The sequence below is a fragment of the Zarconia sp. genome (genome assembly GCF_057467645.1).
Map to the genome: position 1 here is coordinate 47,667 of NZ_JBRJXU010000122.1, position 17,668 is coordinate 65,334.

Sequence of the window (17,668 nt, forward strand, 5' to 3'; positions counted from 1 at the left end):
AGAGCAAAAATGCCCTACTCGATAATGGTTTTGATCACGTTCACACCCTGAATTCTATTGAGAGTCGATCGACAGCGATTACTTAGCCTTGCTGGCGATACCAATCGATCGTATTTTTCAATCCCTGCTTGAACTCCATCTCGGCAGTAAAGCCAAATGCTTTTTTCGCCCGTTCCGTATCCAAACAGCGACGGGGTTGACCGTTGGGTTTGTCTGTTTCCCAGATAATTTCGCCGTCAAATTCCATCAACTCGCAAATGAGTTCGACTAAATCGCGAATGGAGATTTCGTAATTGGTTCCCAAGTTCACCGGTTCCGATTCATCGTAAAGCTGGGTCGCCATTACAATTCCACGAGCGGCATCGGTGGAGTAGAGGAATTCGCGAGTAGGAGAACCATCGCCCCAAACTTGAAGTTTCTTCTGTCCTTGTTTTTGGGCGTGGTGGACTTTATCAATCAGAGCCGGAATGACGTGAGAACTGTTGGGGTTGAAATTATCTTCGGGTCCGTACAAATTCACCGGTAACAAGTAAACCCCGTTAAATCCGTACTGCTGGCGGTAGGCTTGAAGTTGAACCAACAGAGCTTTTTTAGCGACCCCGTACGGTGCGTTGGTTTCTTCGGGGTATCCGTTCCAAATATCGTCCTCTTTAAAGGGGACGGGGGTAAATTTGGGATAGGCGCAAATGGTTCCCACGCAAACAAACTTTTCTACACCCGCTTGATAGGCCGCGTGAATCAGTTGAGCGCCCATCATCAGGTTGTCGTAAAACAGTTCGGCGGGTTTTTCCCGATTCAAACCAATACCTCCCACATGGGCGGCAAGGTGAATGATGATGTCTTGATGTGCCGCTGCGCGCTGGCAGTTTTCCATCACGCACAGATCGTACTCGCTCGATCGAGGAACGGTAATTTTATCAGGATTCGCACCGGCTTGTTCGAGCTGGGCAATCACTTGACGACCGAGAAACCCAGCACCACCCGTGACTAAGATCCGCTTGTCTTGGAGGTCTAAACCTGTCATTACATTCTGCTCCTACACTCAATATCGTATTTCGATTGGGATAGATCGAACCCTGAATGGTAAGGTGTCAGATTTTCGATCTTCCACCTACCATGTCTTCGCTTGTTATAGCTCGTGTCGATGCCTCAATCAACCGTGCTGAGCGCCTCTAAACGGATAAAAGCTCGATCTTCGACGGTTTTGCCGTTAGAAGGAACGATTCCCAAAGCAGACAGGTCGGCATCCACCATCAACTTCACCAACTCCTCGAAGGTGACGCTGGGTTCCCAGCCGAGCTGTTTCTTGGCTTTCGCGGGATCGCCGATGAGCAAATCTACTTCAGCCGGACGCAGGTAACGCTCGTCGAACTTCACGTAATCTTGCCAGTTCAAGTTGACGTAGCTAAAAGCAATATCGAGAAACTCCCGGATTTCGTGGGTTTCGTTGGTGGCAATGACGTAATCGTCTGGCTTGTCTTGCTGGAGCATCAGCCACATCGCTTTGACGTAGTCTTTGGCATAACCCCAGTCCCGCTTGGAATCGAGGTTACCCAGGTACAAGTCTTTTTGCTTGCCCGCAACGATTCGCGCCACGGCCCGAGTAATTTTGCGGGTGACAAAGGTTTCGCCGCGCCGGGGACTTTCATGGTTGAAGAGAATCCCATTGCAGGCAAACAGATCGTAGGATTCGCGATAATTGATGGTTTGCCAGTGGGCGTAAACTTTAGCGCAAGAGTAGGGACTGCGGGGGTAGAAAGGGGTGGTTTCCTTCTGAGGCACTTCTAGGACTTTACCGTACATCTCAGAGGAACCGGCTTGATAGAAGCGAACTTCAATTCCCGTACGTTGCTGATATTCTCGAATCGCTTCTAACAGTCGCAGCGCACCCATTGCGACGGTATCGACGGTATATTCGGGGGAGTCAAAACTGACTCGAACGTGGGATTGAGCCCCGAGGTTGTAGATTTCGACGGGCTGAACTTCTTCTAAGATTCGACGCAGGGTCGTTCCGTCGGTCAAATCGCCGTAGTGTAAGAACAACCGAGCTTGGGGGTTGTGGGGATCGATGTAAATATGATCGATGCGATCGGTATTGAATGTAGAAGTTCGACGAATAATTCCATGGACTTCGTAACCTTTTTCGAGTAACAACTCGGCGAGGTAAGAGCCATCTTGACCTGTGACACCAGTGATGAGGGCACGCTTAGGTTGGGTCATACTTTGTCTTCCTTTCTGACTGAGCAGGCGGGGGCGATCGCAATTGCCCCTCAGTCTAGGTTGACATAGATTTTTTGGAGTTGCCTTCCGGGTAGACACGTCCGAGTAGATACGTAGAGACGATCGATCTCCTTAGGCTGAGTTGTATTTCGATCGTATTTAGACTGATTTCTCGGTTGAAGTTCTGAAACGGAACATCTATTTTCAGTATTTTCACGAGAATTTACAGATAAAATTTGTAAAAACTTTATTGTCTTTGGATTTCCGAATAGCTAAAATTTTTCATCAATTAGCTGTAAGTCATTGGTGACAGGTTAAGCTTGTATGTCACTTGTCAAGGGGAATGGGGAATGGGGAATGGGGAATGGGGAATAGGGAATAGTTTTGGGTTTTAGGTGTGAATCCCAAGTGTTGGTCTATCATCCGAGAGCGTCTAGATCTAGATAACATTTAGAGTAACAACACTAAATGTGGCGCTTGACAAACGAGTAATTTCCTTAACCTTTCACCAATGGCTGTAAGTAGATAGGTGTTACTAAAAATGTAACTAAATGTAAATAAATACAACTCCTCTCCTTGGTCAAAACAGGAGTTGTGTTGCTGTAACACAACTAAGCTTTTCAGAACCGACCTACTTACATCCTGGAACTGGCATAGATTATGGCTGTTTTATATATTTTTGCTTGCTTGCTCTCAAATCCCGATGTAGAAAGGGTTCTAGATTGAATAGATGACATGCCCTAGAACATCTAATTTAACGTGAATTCGGGTTAAGACACAGCAGGAAATAGCGACCCCCGGAGAAGTTCGAGCGGTCTGGGGGTTCGAGATCGTGTTGGGACGGACTCGAATCTAGCACACCACACTAGGGTCAATTTCTTCTTCGGGTGAGGGTAAAACTCCATTCCCCATTCCCCGTTCCCTATTCCCCACGTTAACCGGAAACTGCTTTATCCCGAACTGATGTTAACAAATTTCTCGAACTACGGAAATTTAACATCTTGGAAAAAGTCATACATCGCACAACTATCCAAGTATTTTTTTTCCAACCTTCAGGATTGCAAACGAGCGCCGATCAGTGACTTGAGACACAGATGCTAAAGTTTAATTAAATGAGTAGAATATTAATTTGAAAAGCTTGAGTGCGAATATCAAGCTTTTCATTAAACGATTGAAAAAATGAAGTTATCTACGTCATCATTTAGTACGCACCATTGTTTTTGGGAAATATGACCACTCCAATGGTTTTAATGACAATCCACAAATCCATCCATAAATTTCTTGAATTCACATAATAGACATCTATTTTGACTCTTTTAGGGTAAGGAATATCATTTCGACCCGAAACTTGCCATAAACCTGTAATCCCTGGGCGAATGGTGAGCACTTTATCGATCGAATCACTGTACTTCGGTAATTCTTCAACCACGAGAGGTCGAGGACCAACAACACTCATATCCCCTTTCAAAACATTCCAAAATTGAGGAAACTCATCGAGGCTGGTAATGCGCAGAAACTGTCCGATCCAAGTAATTCTCGGATCGTGTTTGAGTTTAAAACTCTCTTCAAATTCAGAGCGAACTTGAGGACAACTTGCTAGTATTTCTCCAAGCACTTCATCCGCATTATGAACCATGGTTCTAAATTTAATACAGTTGAAGGTCTGGTGGTTTTCTCCCACGCGCTCTTGAATATAAAAAATCGGTCCGGGAGAACTCAAGAAAATGAGTAGAGCCAGCCCTAGATAAACCGGAGAAAAAAAGACTAAAACAAACAGCGAAAATAGAATATCAAAGATTCGTTTAGAAACCTTGGTATCCATTCTCCCCAAAATCAAACCCCAATGTCCGATTTTGAAGAGCAGTAGGGCAAGGCATCGCTTTAAAAGTACGAAAATACCCTTGCCGGAGATGAAATGGCTATTGGCAGTCATCATATTCCTTCCGTTCACACCACACTCTGTCTGGATCGTCAAGTCTTCGAGCATCGATTTCGGGATCGGAACGCTCGGAGGTCAGACGTTGAGACGATCGTTTCGGTCCGGCGTTCCAGACCAAAATTCCTGACAGCAGCGCTCTACAAAAGCAAGATAGCGCTTCTCAAAAATTGTAGGCGCAAATCGAGCCGCTTGCGATCGGATCGCCTCTGGATTCAACCGATGGCAAGACTCCTCAAAGTTTTTGACAGCTTCGACGATCGCCGCTTCTGTCTGAGCCGAAAACAGCAACCCCGTACCGGTTTCGGGATGCTCTCGAAGATCTCGTACCGTTTCTCGCGCGCCTCCTACCCCGTAGGCGATCGCGGGGGTTCCGCAAGCCTGCGCCTCCACCAGTGCCATGCCAAAATCCTCGCAAGCCGCATAGACAAAAGCCTTGGCGCGGGACATATACTCTTCGACGACGCGATCGCTCTGGGGACCGAGTACCTGAATATTAGGTCGGGCGAGGGCGCGAATTTGTTCCAACTCCGGGCCCGTTCCGATCGCGACGAGGTTTTTGCCTAACCGATTGAAAGCTCCCACGATCTTCCCTACTTGTTTGTAACTCACCAGCCGGGACACCACCAGGTAAAAATCCTCTTTTTTTTCTTGAAATGGAAATCGATCGATTTGCACGGGGGGATAAATCACCTCAGCCTTGCGCCGATAGCAGCGCCAAATCCGGCGGGCAGTATGGTGGGAGTTGGCGATAAAGTAATCGACGCGATTGGCAGAGGCTACGTCCCACTCGCGCAAAGTATGGAGTAGGTATCGAGTGAGTAGTCCCGGCAAACCCCGACCGGCACTCGAACCTCGCAGGTAATCGAAGGTCAGATCCCACGCATAGCGCATAGGGGTATGGCAATAGCAGATATGGACTTGGTGAGGACTGGCGAGAACGCCTTTGGCAACGGCGTGGGAAGAAGACAGAATCACATCGTAATCCCGTAAATCGAGCTGTTCGATGGCCAGCGGCAGTAGGGGAAGATATTTCTGCACTCCCCGACGCGCCAGGGGGAAGCGTTGCAGAAAAGTCGTTCCGATCGAGCGTTGGTAAAGATAGCTGTCAGGGTTGCTCGATTCAAAGTCAATCAGAGCGTAGAGTTGGGCGTCGATATGCCCGAGAATCTCCTTGACGACTAATTCCGATCCGCCGGTGGCTAGGGGTGTAAGCCACTCGTGAACCAGGGCAAACTGGAGTCGTTCGAAAATAGATTGTCCGTTATGGTGATTCATTCATCATTGGGTAGGAGATCGGCAAACCGTTGAGAGAGTGTCATGGGATTCCCTCATCGATCGCGCTCTAGGGCAAATACTAGCAAAACCCTCCGGTTTAACGAACCCGCGATCGCCCAGATTCGCCGTGCCAAAAACCCCAATTTAAGTCGCTCGAGTCCGATCGCGCTCTGGAAACATCTGCTACACTACGCCTAGATCGGGCTGTTGTCGTTAAGGTTGTGTTGTTTTCTTTCAGGCGCTTTCGGAACAAAACCGGGAATCAATGAAAAATTATCGTATCAACTCACAAATCAATTTCAGTTCGCTCCGAACCGATGTTTGAAAATCTTTGGTGTATCCTGAAATTCTCGTACTGGCAAGGAGATCGTTCGTTCGATGACATCGAGCGATGGGCAATCGGATCGTTTTTTCGGGTGCAATTTTAGAGTGTAACGTCCTCGCCGATCGACCCTCTAAATTCAAGCGATCGTTCTCGCTAACTTCGATCGGATAAGCTATTTAATTTCTGTTTTTGGCGCCCATCGCGCTCCATCGATCGAAATCCTTATACTTGACCGAGCCTTTGTTTGAGACAAAATGTCTGAGCCAATCGATTTAACCCATCGGCAACAACATATTCTTTGGGCCACTGTTCGACATTACGTTGCCACCGCCGAACCGGTGGGTTCCAAAGCCCTCGTCGATGAATACAATCTCAGCGTGAGCTCGGCCACGATTCGCTCGGGAATGGGCGTTCTCGAAAAAGTAGGGCTACTCTATCAACCCCATACCTCTGCCGGACGCATCCCATCTGATTTCGGGTATCGGTTGTATGTTGACGAGCTGATGACTCCTTCTGCGACGTTGCCCCAACAGGTCGCCGGTTTGCTTTCCGATCGCTTGAATTGGCAAAGTTGGAGCCTAGAAGCTTTGTTGCGAGGTGCGGCTCAGTTACTCTCGAATTTGAGTGGATATATTACCCTGATTACGTTGCCTCAAACCCACACCGCTCGAGTGCGGCACTTGCAATTAGTTCAGGTCGATCCCAAACGAGTGATGCTGGTGGTCGTTACCGATGGCTACGAAACCCACTCGACTTTGATGGATTTATCGCCCCTTGGGGGAGATACCACGGACCCGGCGGTCGAGGCAGAAATTATCGATCGGGAATTGCAAATTCTATCGAACTTCTTAAACGATCGCTTGCGAGGGCGCTCGATCGCCGAAGTTTCGGAATTGGACTGGAGCGAACTCGATCGCGAATTTAGTCGCTACGCCGATTCGATCGCCTCCTGGCTGACCGATTTGACCGATGGCTTGCAAGAACCCGCCTCCAATCGGGTGATGGTGAGCGGAATTGCGGAAGTGTTGCGACAACCGGAATTTGCCGAACTCAGCCAAGTTCAAACTCTGGTGGCTTTACTCGAAGAAGAACGAGATCGCCTAGGTCCGCTAATGTTCGCTCCTCCTGGAGGAGCGTCTGTATCGGGGAAGCGGGTCAACGTGCGCATCGGAGCGGAAAACCCCCTCGAACCCATGCGCACCTGTACCCTGATCTCGACGACCTACCAACGCGATACCGTTCCCGTTGGTAGCGTTGGGGTTTTGGGTCCGACGCGCATGATGTACGAGGATGCGATCGCCTTAGTAGAAGCCACGGCCGATTATTTATCGGATACGTTGAGTCAAAATAACTGAAACCCGTCACCCTGCGCCCACAGCAACGGACTTCGTTCTTAACGTCACGTGGAAAAAATATAAAGCTGTTCGGAGAATGACACCAGAGGGATGATGAATCACCCTTCGCAGATGTCGGCCTGACGGATGACAGACCTCAAGCACTAGTAGTATGCTTAAAGCTGATTTATTCGTAGTTTAACGAGTATTGCATCCATCGTCGTCGCGAATGTGGTTAAGACCACCCAGCAACAAACTAGCATCTTTTTGAGGCGACCTTCTTTGCTCTGGCTGCTACACCTCAACGGATCTCTCACAGGTGCGGCAGTTGTCATACTTCTCAACGAAAGACATTTCAAGTTGGAGACGATCGAGTCCATACTTTAGTTTGGGCCGACTCCTCAAGCAAGATTCCATGAAAGTAATTCGTTTGATTATCTGTTGCCTCAGTTTGAGTGGGTTATTTTGGCTGCTGTGGTTGTTGGAGCTTGTTCCCGGCGAAGCCAGTTCACTGGAGGAAGAATCGAGATCGCAGCTCTCGGAATCTGTCGCCCTAGAATCCTTACAACCGATCGAACGGGGTCGAGTGCTTTACCAAGGGGGACGCACTGCCGATGCAATTGCTCTTTGGCAGCAGGCGATCGCCTCTGGGAGAGAAGATCTCGATCGGGCCCTGGCCCAGAGCTATCTTTCTCTGGCCTATCAAGATTTGGGGCAGTGGGAACTTGCCCGAGAGGCGATCTCCCAAAGTTTAGAGCTAACGGCCACATCCACCACCGAGCGAGCGCTCTCTATTCGGGCGAAGACGTTAAACGCCCGAGGCAAATTGCAACTGGCTCTAGGGCAACCCGAAGCTGCCTACGAAACCTGGCAAGCGGCCGGGGCCACTTACGATCGCATCGGAGACCAGCAGGGAATCTTAGGGGCTCAAATTAATCAAGCCCAGGCCCTACAAGCTTTGGGGCTCTATCGTCGCTCGAACGCTCTTTTAGAAGCCTCCAACACTCAATTAGCGGCATTACCCGACACCCCCGTTAAAGCTGTCGGACTCCATAATTTGGGAATCGCCCTGCAAGGGGTCGGGAACTTGGAGCGATCGCAGCTCCTACTCACCGAGAGTTTGTCACTTGCCCGACACCTCGATCTCGATCTGAGTGGTATTCTCACAAGTTTGGGCAATACCGCCAGAATTGCTGGAGATGAGGAAGTGGCTCTCGATTTTTACCGACAGGGGAGCGAAACTGCCAGAAATCCCGTCGATCGCATTGAGGCTCAACTCAACCAACTGAGCTTGTGGGCGCAAAAATCCCAGGAATGGGAGGGTGGAGGCGATCGGATTCCAGAATTAGTCGGGCGAATTCAAGAAAGTCTCCATCTTCTCCCCCCCTCTCGGATGGCCGTCTACGCGCGTGTCAATTTGGCTGCTAGTTCGATCGAGCTGTACGCCCAAAGAGACTTTCCCTTGAGTTTTGCAGAGATCGCGCGGCTGGCAAGTGGGGCGGTGGAGCTGGCGCGGAGCTTAAGAGATGCTCGCGCGGAGGCTTATGCTCTTGGGCTTTTGGGTCATCTCTACGAGCGTACGGAGCAATGGCAATCAGCCGAAGATCTGACCCGAGATGCTTTACTCATTGCCAAAAGCATTGATGCTGGCGAGATTTCCGCCCGGTGGCAGTGGCAACTCGGCCGGATTCTAAAAGCCCGAGGGCAAAACCAAGCGGCGATTGACGTGTATGCAGAAGCGGTAAAAACGCTTCAATCCCTGCGAGCGGATCTCGTGGCGATCGATCGCGATATTCAGTTTTCCTTCCGCGAGAGCGTCGAACCCGTTTACCGGGAACTCGTGAGTTTATTACTACAGCCCGTGCAATCGGGAGATGCGATTCCCCAAAAGAACCTCAAGCAAGCTCGCAAGGCGATCGAAGCGCTACAAGTGGCTCAACTCGATAACTTCTTCCAGGAAGTCTGTTTGGATACCCAACCCGTGCAAATCGACGAGCTCGATCCCACGGCTGCCGTTATCTATCCGATTATTCTCCCCGATCGCCTTGCGGTCATCTTATCGAGACCCGATCGACCTCTGATTCACTACGAAACCGCTCTTCCCCAAGCAGAAATCGAATCCACCATCGATAAACTCATTTTGCACCTCAACCCGATTTTGCCCGATCGAACTCGCTTGCAGTACTCCCAGCAACTTTACGACTGGCTCATTCGACCGGCCGGGGAGGCTTTAGCCGCCAGCGAAATCGAAACTTTGGTGTTCGTACTCGATGGCACCCTGCGGAATTTATCCATGGCCGCACTCCACGATGGCGAAGGGTATTTGGTGGAACGATATCAAATGGCTCTCGCCCCTGGATTGCAACTCCTGGAGACGGAAAACTTGACCCTGGGAGAAAATGATGGGGTTTCGAACAAAGCGATTGTCGCTGGATTGACGGAGGCGCGCGGAGGTTACGATCCTCTGCCGGGAGTGGCGCGGGAAGTCGCTCAAATTTCCACCTACTTGAAAACTGAAGTCTTGCTCGATCGCGATTTTACCTATGCGGCTTTGCAAGAACAAATCAGCACCAACCTATTTCCCATCGTTCACTTAGCCACCCACGGTCAGTTTAGCTCCAATGCCGAGGAAACTTTTCTCATTGCTTGGGATGGACCGATTAACGTCAAAGCTTTAAATCGACTGCTTGGGGAACGTGCGGTTCGATCGCCCATCGAACTCCTGGTTTTGAGCGCCTGTCAAACGGCAACTGGAGACAAACGAGCCGCTTTGGGATTAGCGGGATTTGCCGTTCGTTCTGGGGCACGCAGCACCCTGGCAACCCTGTGGTCGGTTCAAGATAGCTCCACCGCAGAGTTTATGGTGGAGTTTTACCGCCAACTCGTCCAAAATCCCGATCTGGGAAAAGCTGGGGCCCTACGTCAAGCCCAGCAAGCTTTGTTAAATAGCTCTAAGTACGATCATCCCTACCATTGGGCACCTTTCGTACTTGTGGGAAATTGGCGCTAATCCTGGATTTTAGGGTTTGATGAATCATGGAGGTTAGTGGACGAAAATGGTGTACGAGATTTCCGATACCTTGCCCGTCATCGTGTAAGCCAACGTCGCCGCTACCCCTCGATCCAAGTCTGGGGAGCGATTTTGCATCTGATAGGAAACCGTATTGGCTTCCTCGTCCGCGATCGCCTCGGTAAAGTCGATCGACTCCGTCCTGTCAAAGATTTTGGCGTAGGAGATCGCGTCTTCTTCAAACACCGGCTGGTTGGGAATCAACGTGATTCGGATCGTGCCAAAATCGTGGGAACCGCCGATGAGTAAAGCATCTTGGAGTTGGTATTGAACGTATTCGCAGCGTCCCACCCCCTGGCAAAAAGAATCTTCTTCCTCTATCTGGTTAAATAACGCTCGATCGAAGCTTCGGTCGGCATAGGTGCGATCGGAAACGCCCTCGAGGCGAAAATCCCAAAAAGTCGGGTCGGGATATGCAGTGCTGCTGGGGGCCGATGCAGCCGTTGTCACCACCAAAACGGGTCCGCCATCGAGGGTCCGATCCTGATAGACAAATTCGAGTCGACAGAACCCTTGCCCCGTCCCGGAGCAGGTTTTCACTTCCTCGAAACCTTGCTCTAGCATCTGCTGCACGAGCGGATCGTTAAAATCCCCCACCGGACCGTTCGTGGCAAAGGTATGGGGAATCCAGCCATCTGCCATCAGTTTCTCGCGTACCTGGGTATAAGATGCCCCCCGATCCAGGGGTAAATCTGTTAGCAAGTCTTCTAGTCCGATCGCCTGAGCGGTCACGGCGTTCTCGGCCACGACGGCTTCCGAGGGGTTAGCAGTTGAGACGGTCTCAACTCGGGGACTTGATGCTGGGGAATTGCTGTCATCGGTCGGCGGAGGGTTTGTATCGGTTGGCGCGGCTTCCGTTGCCGGTCCGTCCGAACCAACGTTAATCGTGATGTTCGGGGAGCATCCAATCAGCGTATTGACTCCCATGAGAGTTGCTAGCAAAGTTACCACAGCATTGCGGTTGGGGTGGGGTAATTTTTGGGTTGCCATAAAATCGATAATTTAGGTTTAGATCGATGTTCGCTCGCAAAGTATTTCGATCCGTAAATTTCGATCGAACGATTCAAAAAACTGATAAGTTTCTGCCGATATTTGTTCCCATCATCAGTTTGACCGATTTCAAAAAAAATCGCCACAGCTCGACTTTTAACGATCGTTTCAAAAAACGCAGAGATAATCGGAATAAGTTTTCGGGCGAGTATGAGAGAAGAGGTTTCCGCAGCATCTCTTACTCTAATTCGCGCTAACCCAAAATCTACTAATTCGACACCAAACTAAAACTATTAAATAGAATAATTTCGGTTTTATATCTCTATAAAATATAAAAAAAACGCCATTTTAAATTCGATAAAAATTTAAGTTTACGATTCACGATCTAAGATTTTAGATTGCGATAAAAAAATATCTAGTCATTATTATTTTTGAATTTCTAAGCCTTCAGGAATTTTTAGAATTATAATATACACTCAAAACTTCTTTGCTATTACCCGTCTTGTACAAACATAAAATACAGGTTTTATGAGTACCAAAAGCGGCATTTATCAAATCTAATTGTCAGCTAAAAATCTAAAAAAATATTTGATTTGGGAATTTTTATCCGGTTCTTTCCTCGCTCTAGGATGATAAAACTCCCAGATTTGCGATGAGTTCTGCGGAAGGAGGAGATCGCGATCGATGAAGTCTCGCGCGCAATTTACCGACAAATCCTATCGTTGGAGATCGCCTTTGCGTGAACCTACTTAGGGGCGAATACTCAAACCTCACAAATCTGAAAACATTCTGTAGTTGGTATAAAGTTAACCCCCGATTCCAGAATGCATCTTTAAGATAGTAAGTAGAATTTCACAGCGACCGGGCGTTGCCAAAGTTACAGCTCTCTGACCCAAAGTCAGCCATACAAACTATCGTGGCACACAAGGAGGAAAGATCGTTTTCATGACCGATCCATACCAACCCACAGCCCAGGAACGCGCACTCGATCGGGACTGCACCACCCTATCTCGCCACGTTCTGCAACAACTACAAAGTTTTTCGACCCAGGCACAAGACTTAAGTGCCTTGATGAGCCGTATTGCCTTAGCCGGAAAACTAGTTTCTCGCCGCCTCAGCCGCGCGGGGATTATGGCTGGAGTTCTCGGATTTGCGGGAACGGAAAACGTCCAAGGCGAAGCCGTCAAAAAGATGGATGTTTACGCCAACGATGTTTTCATCTCTGTTTTCGAGCAAAGTGGCTTAGTTTGTCGCTTGGCTTCCGAGGAAATGGAGAAGCCCTATTATATCCCCGAGAACTGCCCGATCGGACGTTACACCCTGGTCTACGATCCCATCGACGGTTCCTCGAATATCGATGCCAACCTAAACGTTGGATCGATTTTCGCCATCCGCCAGCAGCAAGGTGAGGATGAAGATGGTTCGGCGCGAGACTTACTCGAATCCGGTCGCAATCAAATCGGGGCCGGGTACATTCTCTACGGCCCGAGTACCGTTTTGGTCTACTCCATCGGCACGGGGGTACACGCTTTTACCCTGGATCCGAGTTTGGGAGAGTTCATCCTGTGGCAAGAGAATATCACAGTTCCCGAGCATGGCGCGGTGTACAGCGTCAACGAGGGCAATTTCTGGCAGTGGGAGGATTCGATTCGCGATTACATCCGCTACGTGCATCGCCACGAAGGCTACACCGGACGCTATAGCGGTGCGTTGGTGGGGGACTTCCATCGAGTATTACTCCAGGGTGGGGTATTTCTCTATCCCGGTACGGTGAAGAAACCCGAAGGCAAGCTGCGGCTGCTGTACGAGTCGGCCCCTCTAGCTTATCTGATGGAACAAGCTGGAGGACGTGCCAGTACCGGAACCCAAGACATTTTAGATGTGGTGGGAGGGGAACTGCACCAGCGCACGCCGTTAATTATTGGCAGTAAAGAAGATGTGTCTCTGGTTGAGTCTTTCATTCAAGAAAATGCTCGAATGGCAGAGGACAAAATTCTCACCCGTTCTTAGATAGATCGACATCGTTTAGCGTACTTACAACGGAACAGTTATGACGACTAACCATCTCTTTGAAATTCAAGAATACGGTCAAAGCATCTGGATGGACAATTTGTCTCGGGATGCGATCGAATCGGGAGAGCTCAAAGAAGCGATCGTGACGCGAAGCCTGCGGGGAATTACCTCCAATCCCGCCATTTTTGAAAAAGCGATCGCCGGCAATCAAATCTACGATGCCGATATCGAAGCGGGAATCAAAGACGGCAAATCCGTCACCGAAATTTACGAGTCCTTAGTGTTCGACGATATTCGCAACGCCTGCGATATCTTCAAGCCGGTTTACGAACAAACCAACGGCGTCGATGGCTACATCAGCATCGAAGTTCCCCCGGACATCGCGCGGGATACCGAAACCACCATCTCCGAAGCGCGTCGCTATCACAAAGCCGTCGATCGTCCGAACGTGATGATTAAAATCCCCGGCACTCCCGAAGGCTTACCGGCCGTGGAACAGGCGATCGCGGATGGCATCAGCGTCAACGTCACCCTACTCTTCTCCGTCCAAGCCTATATCGATACCTTCTGGGCCTATATCAAAGGATTGGAAGCACGGGTAGAAAAAGGCGAACCCATCGACAATATCGCCTCCGTCGCCAGCTTCTTCCTCAGCCGGATCGATAGTGAAGTGGACGGTCGTCTCGATAAGATGCTCGCCGAAACCACCGATGCCGATCTCAAACAGAAATTAGAAAGTCTCAAAGGCAAAGTCGCGATCGCCAACGCCAAAATTGCCTATCAAGAATACAAGAAAATCTTGGCGACCGATCGCTGGCAGGCACTCGCGGCCAAAGGTGCAAAAGTTCAACGCCTCCTGTGGGCCAGTACCAGCACCAAAAACCCCGCCTACAGCGATGTCATGTACGTGGACGAACTCATCGGGCCCGATACGGTGAATACCCTACCTCCCAACACTATCGAAGCCTGTGCCGACCACTGCCATGTCGCTAGCCGCGTGGAAACCGACATCGAGGGTGCCACACAAACCATGGCCATTCTGGCGGAAGTGGGAATCGAGGTGGATGAGGTGATGGCAAAACTCCTCGACGAAGGCATCGACAAATTCATCAAACCCTTCGGGTCCCTGATGAAATCCCTCGAAGACAAAGTCACGCAACTCGCACCTGTCTAAAATTACCAACATGATGGGGAGTGGGTCGCTGTTGAGGCGATCGATTCCCCATTTTTAACATTCTTCGGGAAAACGAGGCGATGGGAGACAAGGGGAAATTCTGCACTTCCCCATCCCACACCCGGTCACCCCACACCCCACACCCCATCACTTGCTCATGATTTCACTTGCAGAAAATCCACTTCGCGTTGGACTTCAACAAGATCGCGTCCCCGAACCGCAAATATTGATTATCTTCGGTGCTTCGGGAGATTTAACCCAGCGCAAACTCGTTCCTGCCATCTATCAGATGAAGCTCGAACGCCGCCTTCCCCCGGAACTGACCATCGTCGGCGTCGCCAGAAGAGAGTGGAGTCACGACTTTTTCCGGGAACACCTGCGCGAGGGGGTCGAACAGTTTGGCGGTGGATTGCAATCTGAGGCAATCTGGAACGATTTTGCCAAAGGGTTATTCTACTGTTCGGGAAACATCGATTCCCCCGAAAGCTACCAGAAACTCAAAGCCTTCCTCGGAGAACTCGACCAACAGCGGGGAACCCGAGGCAACCGAGTGTTTTACCTCTCCGTCGCGCCGCGCTTTTTCGGGGAAGCGACCCAACAACTCGGTGCAGCCGGAATGCTCGCCGATCCGAGCAAACAGCGCCTGGTGATCGAAAAACCCTTCGGTCGGGATTTGAGTACGGCGAAAATGCTCAACCGGGTAGTGCAAGATGTCTGCGACGAACGGCAGGTCTACCGCATCGACCACTATCTGGGTAAAGAGACGGTACAAAACCTGTTGGTGTTCCGGTTTGCCAACGCGATTTTCGAGCCATTGTGGAACCGGCAGTTCGTCGAAAACGTGCAAATCACCGTTGCCGAAACCGTGGGATTGGAAGGACGCGCCGGGTATTACGAAACCTCCGGCGCCTTACGGGATATGGTGCAAAACCACCTGATGCAACTGTTTTGCCTGACGGCGATGGAAGCGCCGAACTCCCTCGATGCCGACAGCATTCGCAACGAAAAAGTGAAGGTGGTACAGGCAACGCGCCTGGCAGACGAGGAAAATTTGGAGAAATCGGCGATTCGGGGTCAGTACACCCAAGGCTGGATGAAAGGCAAACAGGTTCCCAGTTATCGGGAAGAGGATGGGGCCGATCCCAACTCGATTACCCCCACCTACGCAGCTTTGAAGTTGAATATCGATAACTGGCGCTGGAAAGGGGTTCCTTTCTATCTGCGCACCGGGAAGCGGATGCCGAAGAAAGTCTCAGAAATTGCCATCCAATTTAAGGAAGTGCCGCACTTGATGTTCCAATCGGCGGCGAAACAAGCCAATCCCAATGTCTTGGCGATGCGGATTCAGCCGAACGAAGGCATTAGTATGCGATTTGAGGTGAAAACCCCCGGCAGTGCGCTGAGAACGAGATCGGTGGATATGGATTTCCGCTACGATACCGCTTTTGGTAAACCGAGTACAGACGCATACAGCCGCTTGCTGATTGACTGTATGTTGGGAGACCAAACTCTCTTCACTCGCGGTGACGAAGTGGAAGCCTCCTGGCGTGTGCTGACTCCCCTGCTGAATGTTTGGGACGCACCCGCGCCGCCGGAGTCGATTCCTCTCTACGAAGCGGGAACCTGGGGACCGGTGGAGGCGGAATTACTGCTCGAACGGGATGGGGGACGCTGGCGCAGACTCTAGATGAATGGGGAATGGGGAATGGGAAATGATGACTTGAATCACGATCTTCTTCGTTGTTTTCCCGTCACTCCATCCCTGCGTCCCCGCGTCCCCGCGTCTGAGTGTCTCCCCAACCCTCTCCTCGTCTCAACCAACCTTACAGCCAAAATATAAGAAATATGAGTACTCCAATTGTTGCACTGCAAAAACCCAAAGATATCTCCCTCGGGGAAATCGAAGCGGAACTGAGTAATATTTGGCTCAGTCAAAATGCGGGTAAAGGAAAGACATCGGCGATCGCCACCAGAGCGGCAACGTTTAGTATGGTGGTTTACGAACCCGAAGAATTTCAGCAATTGCTGGGAAGTTTGGGTTTCTACGACGGGGCGATCGATGGTATTCACGGTCCGAAAACGAGAAATGCCATTCGAGAAGCGCAAAAAGCTTACGAATTGCGAATTACCGGTCGCGTCGATACTGAAACCCTCGAAAAGCTTAGAGAAGAGTTTGCCAAACAGCCGGAGGATCGGCAGGAAATATCGAATTTAAATGCTCGGGGGTTTGGAATTAGCGATGCGATCGCCGATCGCAATCCCTGCCGCATTATTACCCTATGTCCGACCCTCGGCGAAGATACGGGGGTGACGGCACAAGTCTCGGCCTACTGTCCGATTCAGAAAGGGGAAACCAGTAACCTGGTTTGCTGCGAATATATTACCCTGCGCGGGACGAAGGAAGCACTGGCGCGGGTGAGCGATGTGGTGACCTCGTTGATGATACCGGATTTACCCAAGTTCGTCTGGTGGAAGGCGACTCCCAACCCGGAACAGGCGTTATTCCAAACCCTATCGGAATTTAGCAATTGCCTGATTGTCGATTCTTGCTATTTCAGCGATCCGGAATCGGAATTGTTGAAAATGCAGCATTTAATCGAAGCGGAAACCTACATCTCCGATCTAAACTGGCATCGTCTGCTTCCCTGGCAGGAACTGACCGCATCGGCATTCGATCCCCCCCAGCGTCGCGCCGCCTTGGTGGAAATCGACGAAATCGCACTGGACTACGAAAAAGGAAATGCGGCACAGGCGCTGATGTTCTTGGGGTGGTTTTCCAGCCGCCTGGGTTGGGAACCGGTGAAGATCGTGCAGGAGGGGGGAGATTACGAACTGATGCACGTTCATTTTAAAGGAGAAGGCGATCGGGAAATCCAGGCGGAACTCGCGGCGATTCCCACGGCCGATTCTGGGGAAATTCCCGGCGACTTGATCGGCGTGCGCCTCAATTCCACCAACGAAAATGCCGACTGCTGCACGATTCTCTGTTCGGAAACTACCGGATGCATGAGGATGGAAGCCGGGGGAAGCGCTCAATCTTGCAGCACGGAACAGGTAAGCGCCTCAACGGATCAGAAAGCGGAATTGCTGATGGCGCAACAGCTTCAGCGCTGGGGACGAGATGTGTTGTACGAGGAGAGTTTGGCGGTGACGGCGCAGATTTTGAATTTGCGATCGTAGATGGTAACTCTTTCGAGTCGCTCTCGGGAGCTTCGGGAAACAAGGGAGAATTTCGTATCTTGCATTGATTCTCCCATTTCCCTATTTCTCTCTTATCCCTCTTCTAACAATTCATTAAGTATCACGTTCTCCAAGGAGATTTGAGAGA

Annotated in this window: 12 protein-coding genes; 7 read left to right on the forward strand and 5 right to left on the reverse strand. The window is 50.3% G+C overall.

The features are described 5' to 3' along the window. Positions 1 to 82: 82 nt before the first annotated feature. The 4 genes from AC2215_RS18805 to AC2215_RS18820 form a co-directional block, all read right to left on the reverse strand. Positions 83 to 1,024, reverse strand: coding sequence for a GDP-L-fucose synthase family protein (locus AC2215_RS18805; RefSeq protein WP_486811535.1), 942 nt, complete (start codon positions 1,022 to 1,024; stop codon positions 83 to 85). Between the two features lie 125 nt (positions 1,025 to 1,149). Continuing rightward, on the reverse strand, positions 1,150 to 2,220 hold the full coding sequence (gene gmd, locus AC2215_RS18810) for a GDP-mannose 4,6-dehydratase (RefSeq protein WP_486811536.1): 1,071 nt from the start codon (positions 2,218 to 2,220) through the stop codon (positions 1,150 to 1,152). Positions 2,221 to 3,421: 1,201 nt separating this feature from the next. Next, positions 3,422 to 4,156: an undecaprenyl-phosphate galactose phosphotransferase family protein gene (locus tag AC2215_RS18815; RefSeq protein WP_486811537.1), complete on the reverse strand. Its 735-nt coding sequence runs from the start codon at positions 4,154 to 4,156 to the stop codon at positions 3,422 to 3,424. Between the two features lie 78 nt (positions 4,157 to 4,234). Continuing rightward, positions 4,235 to 5,434, reverse strand: coding sequence for a glycosyltransferase (locus AC2215_RS18820; RefSeq protein ID WP_486811538.1), 1,200 nt, complete (start codon positions 5,432 to 5,434; stop codon positions 4,235 to 4,237). A gap of 42 nt (positions 5,435 to 5,476) precedes the next feature. Here AC2215_RS18820 and AC2215_RS18825 point away from each other — a divergent pair, with 42 nt between their 5' ends. The 3 genes from AC2215_RS18825 to AC2215_RS18835 all read left to right on the forward strand — a co-directional run bounded on the left by AC2215_RS18825 (position 5,477) and on the right by AC2215_RS18835 (position 10,103). Then, the gene (locus tag AC2215_RS18825; protein WP_486811539.1) at positions 5,477 to 5,632 is read left to right on the forward strand and encodes a hypothetical protein; all 156 of its coding nucleotides are present in this window, start codon (positions 5,477 to 5,479) and stop codon (positions 5,630 to 5,632) included. A 381-nt stretch (positions 5,633 to 6,013) separates the two neighbouring features. After that, positions 6,014 to 7,114, forward strand: coding sequence for a heat-inducible transcriptional repressor HrcA (hrcA, locus tag AC2215_RS18830; protein ID WP_486811540.1), 1,101 nt, complete (start codon positions 6,014 to 6,016; stop codon positions 7,112 to 7,114). Positions 7,115 to 7,508: 394 nt separating this feature from the next. After that, positions 7,509 to 10,103, forward strand: coding sequence for a CHAT domain-containing protein (locus tag AC2215_RS18835; RefSeq protein ID WP_486811541.1), 2,595 nt, complete (start codon positions 7,509 to 7,511; stop codon positions 10,101 to 10,103). Positions 10,104 to 10,136: 33 nt separating this feature from the next. Here the strand turns inward: AC2215_RS18835 and AC2215_RS18840 are convergent, their stop codons facing one another. Continuing rightward, the gene (locus tag AC2215_RS18840; RefSeq protein WP_486811542.1) at positions 10,137 to 11,153 is read right to left on the reverse strand and encodes a hypothetical protein; all 1,017 of its coding nucleotides are present in this window, start codon (positions 11,151 to 11,153) and stop codon (positions 10,137 to 10,139) included. A 945-nt stretch (positions 11,154 to 12,098) separates the two neighbouring features. Here AC2215_RS18840 and fbp point away from each other — a divergent pair. The 4 genes from fbp (at position 12,099) to opcA (ending at position 17,520) form a co-directional block, all read left to right on the forward strand. Continuing rightward, positions 12,099 to 13,163 carry a class 1 fructose-bisphosphatase gene (gene fbp, locus AC2215_RS18845; protein ID WP_486811543.1) on the forward strand — a complete coding sequence of 355 codons (1,065 nt, stop codon included), beginning with the start codon at positions 12,099 to 12,101 and terminating at the stop codon, positions 13,161 to 13,163. Between the two features lie 40 nt (positions 13,164 to 13,203). Beyond that, complete coding sequence (gene tal / locus AC2215_RS18850) at positions 13,204 to 14,340, forward strand: transaldolase (protein ID WP_486811544.1); 1,137 nt, start codon at positions 13,204 to 13,206, stop codon at positions 14,338 to 14,340. 157 nt (positions 14,341 to 14,497) lie between these two features. Beyond that, positions 14,498 to 16,027 carry a glucose-6-phosphate dehydrogenase gene (gene zwf, locus AC2215_RS18855; RefSeq protein WP_486811545.1) on the forward strand — a complete coding sequence of 510 codons (1,530 nt, stop codon included), beginning with the start codon at positions 14,498 to 14,500 and terminating at the stop codon, positions 16,025 to 16,027. A 158-nt stretch (positions 16,028 to 16,185) separates the two neighbouring features. Then, on the forward strand, positions 16,186 to 17,520 hold the full coding sequence (gene opcA / locus AC2215_RS18860) for a glucose-6-phosphate dehydrogenase assembly protein OpcA (protein ID WP_486811546.1): 1,335 nt from the start codon (positions 16,186 to 16,188) through the stop codon (positions 17,518 to 17,520). The last annotated feature ends 148 nt before the right edge of the window (positions 17,521 to 17,668 follow it).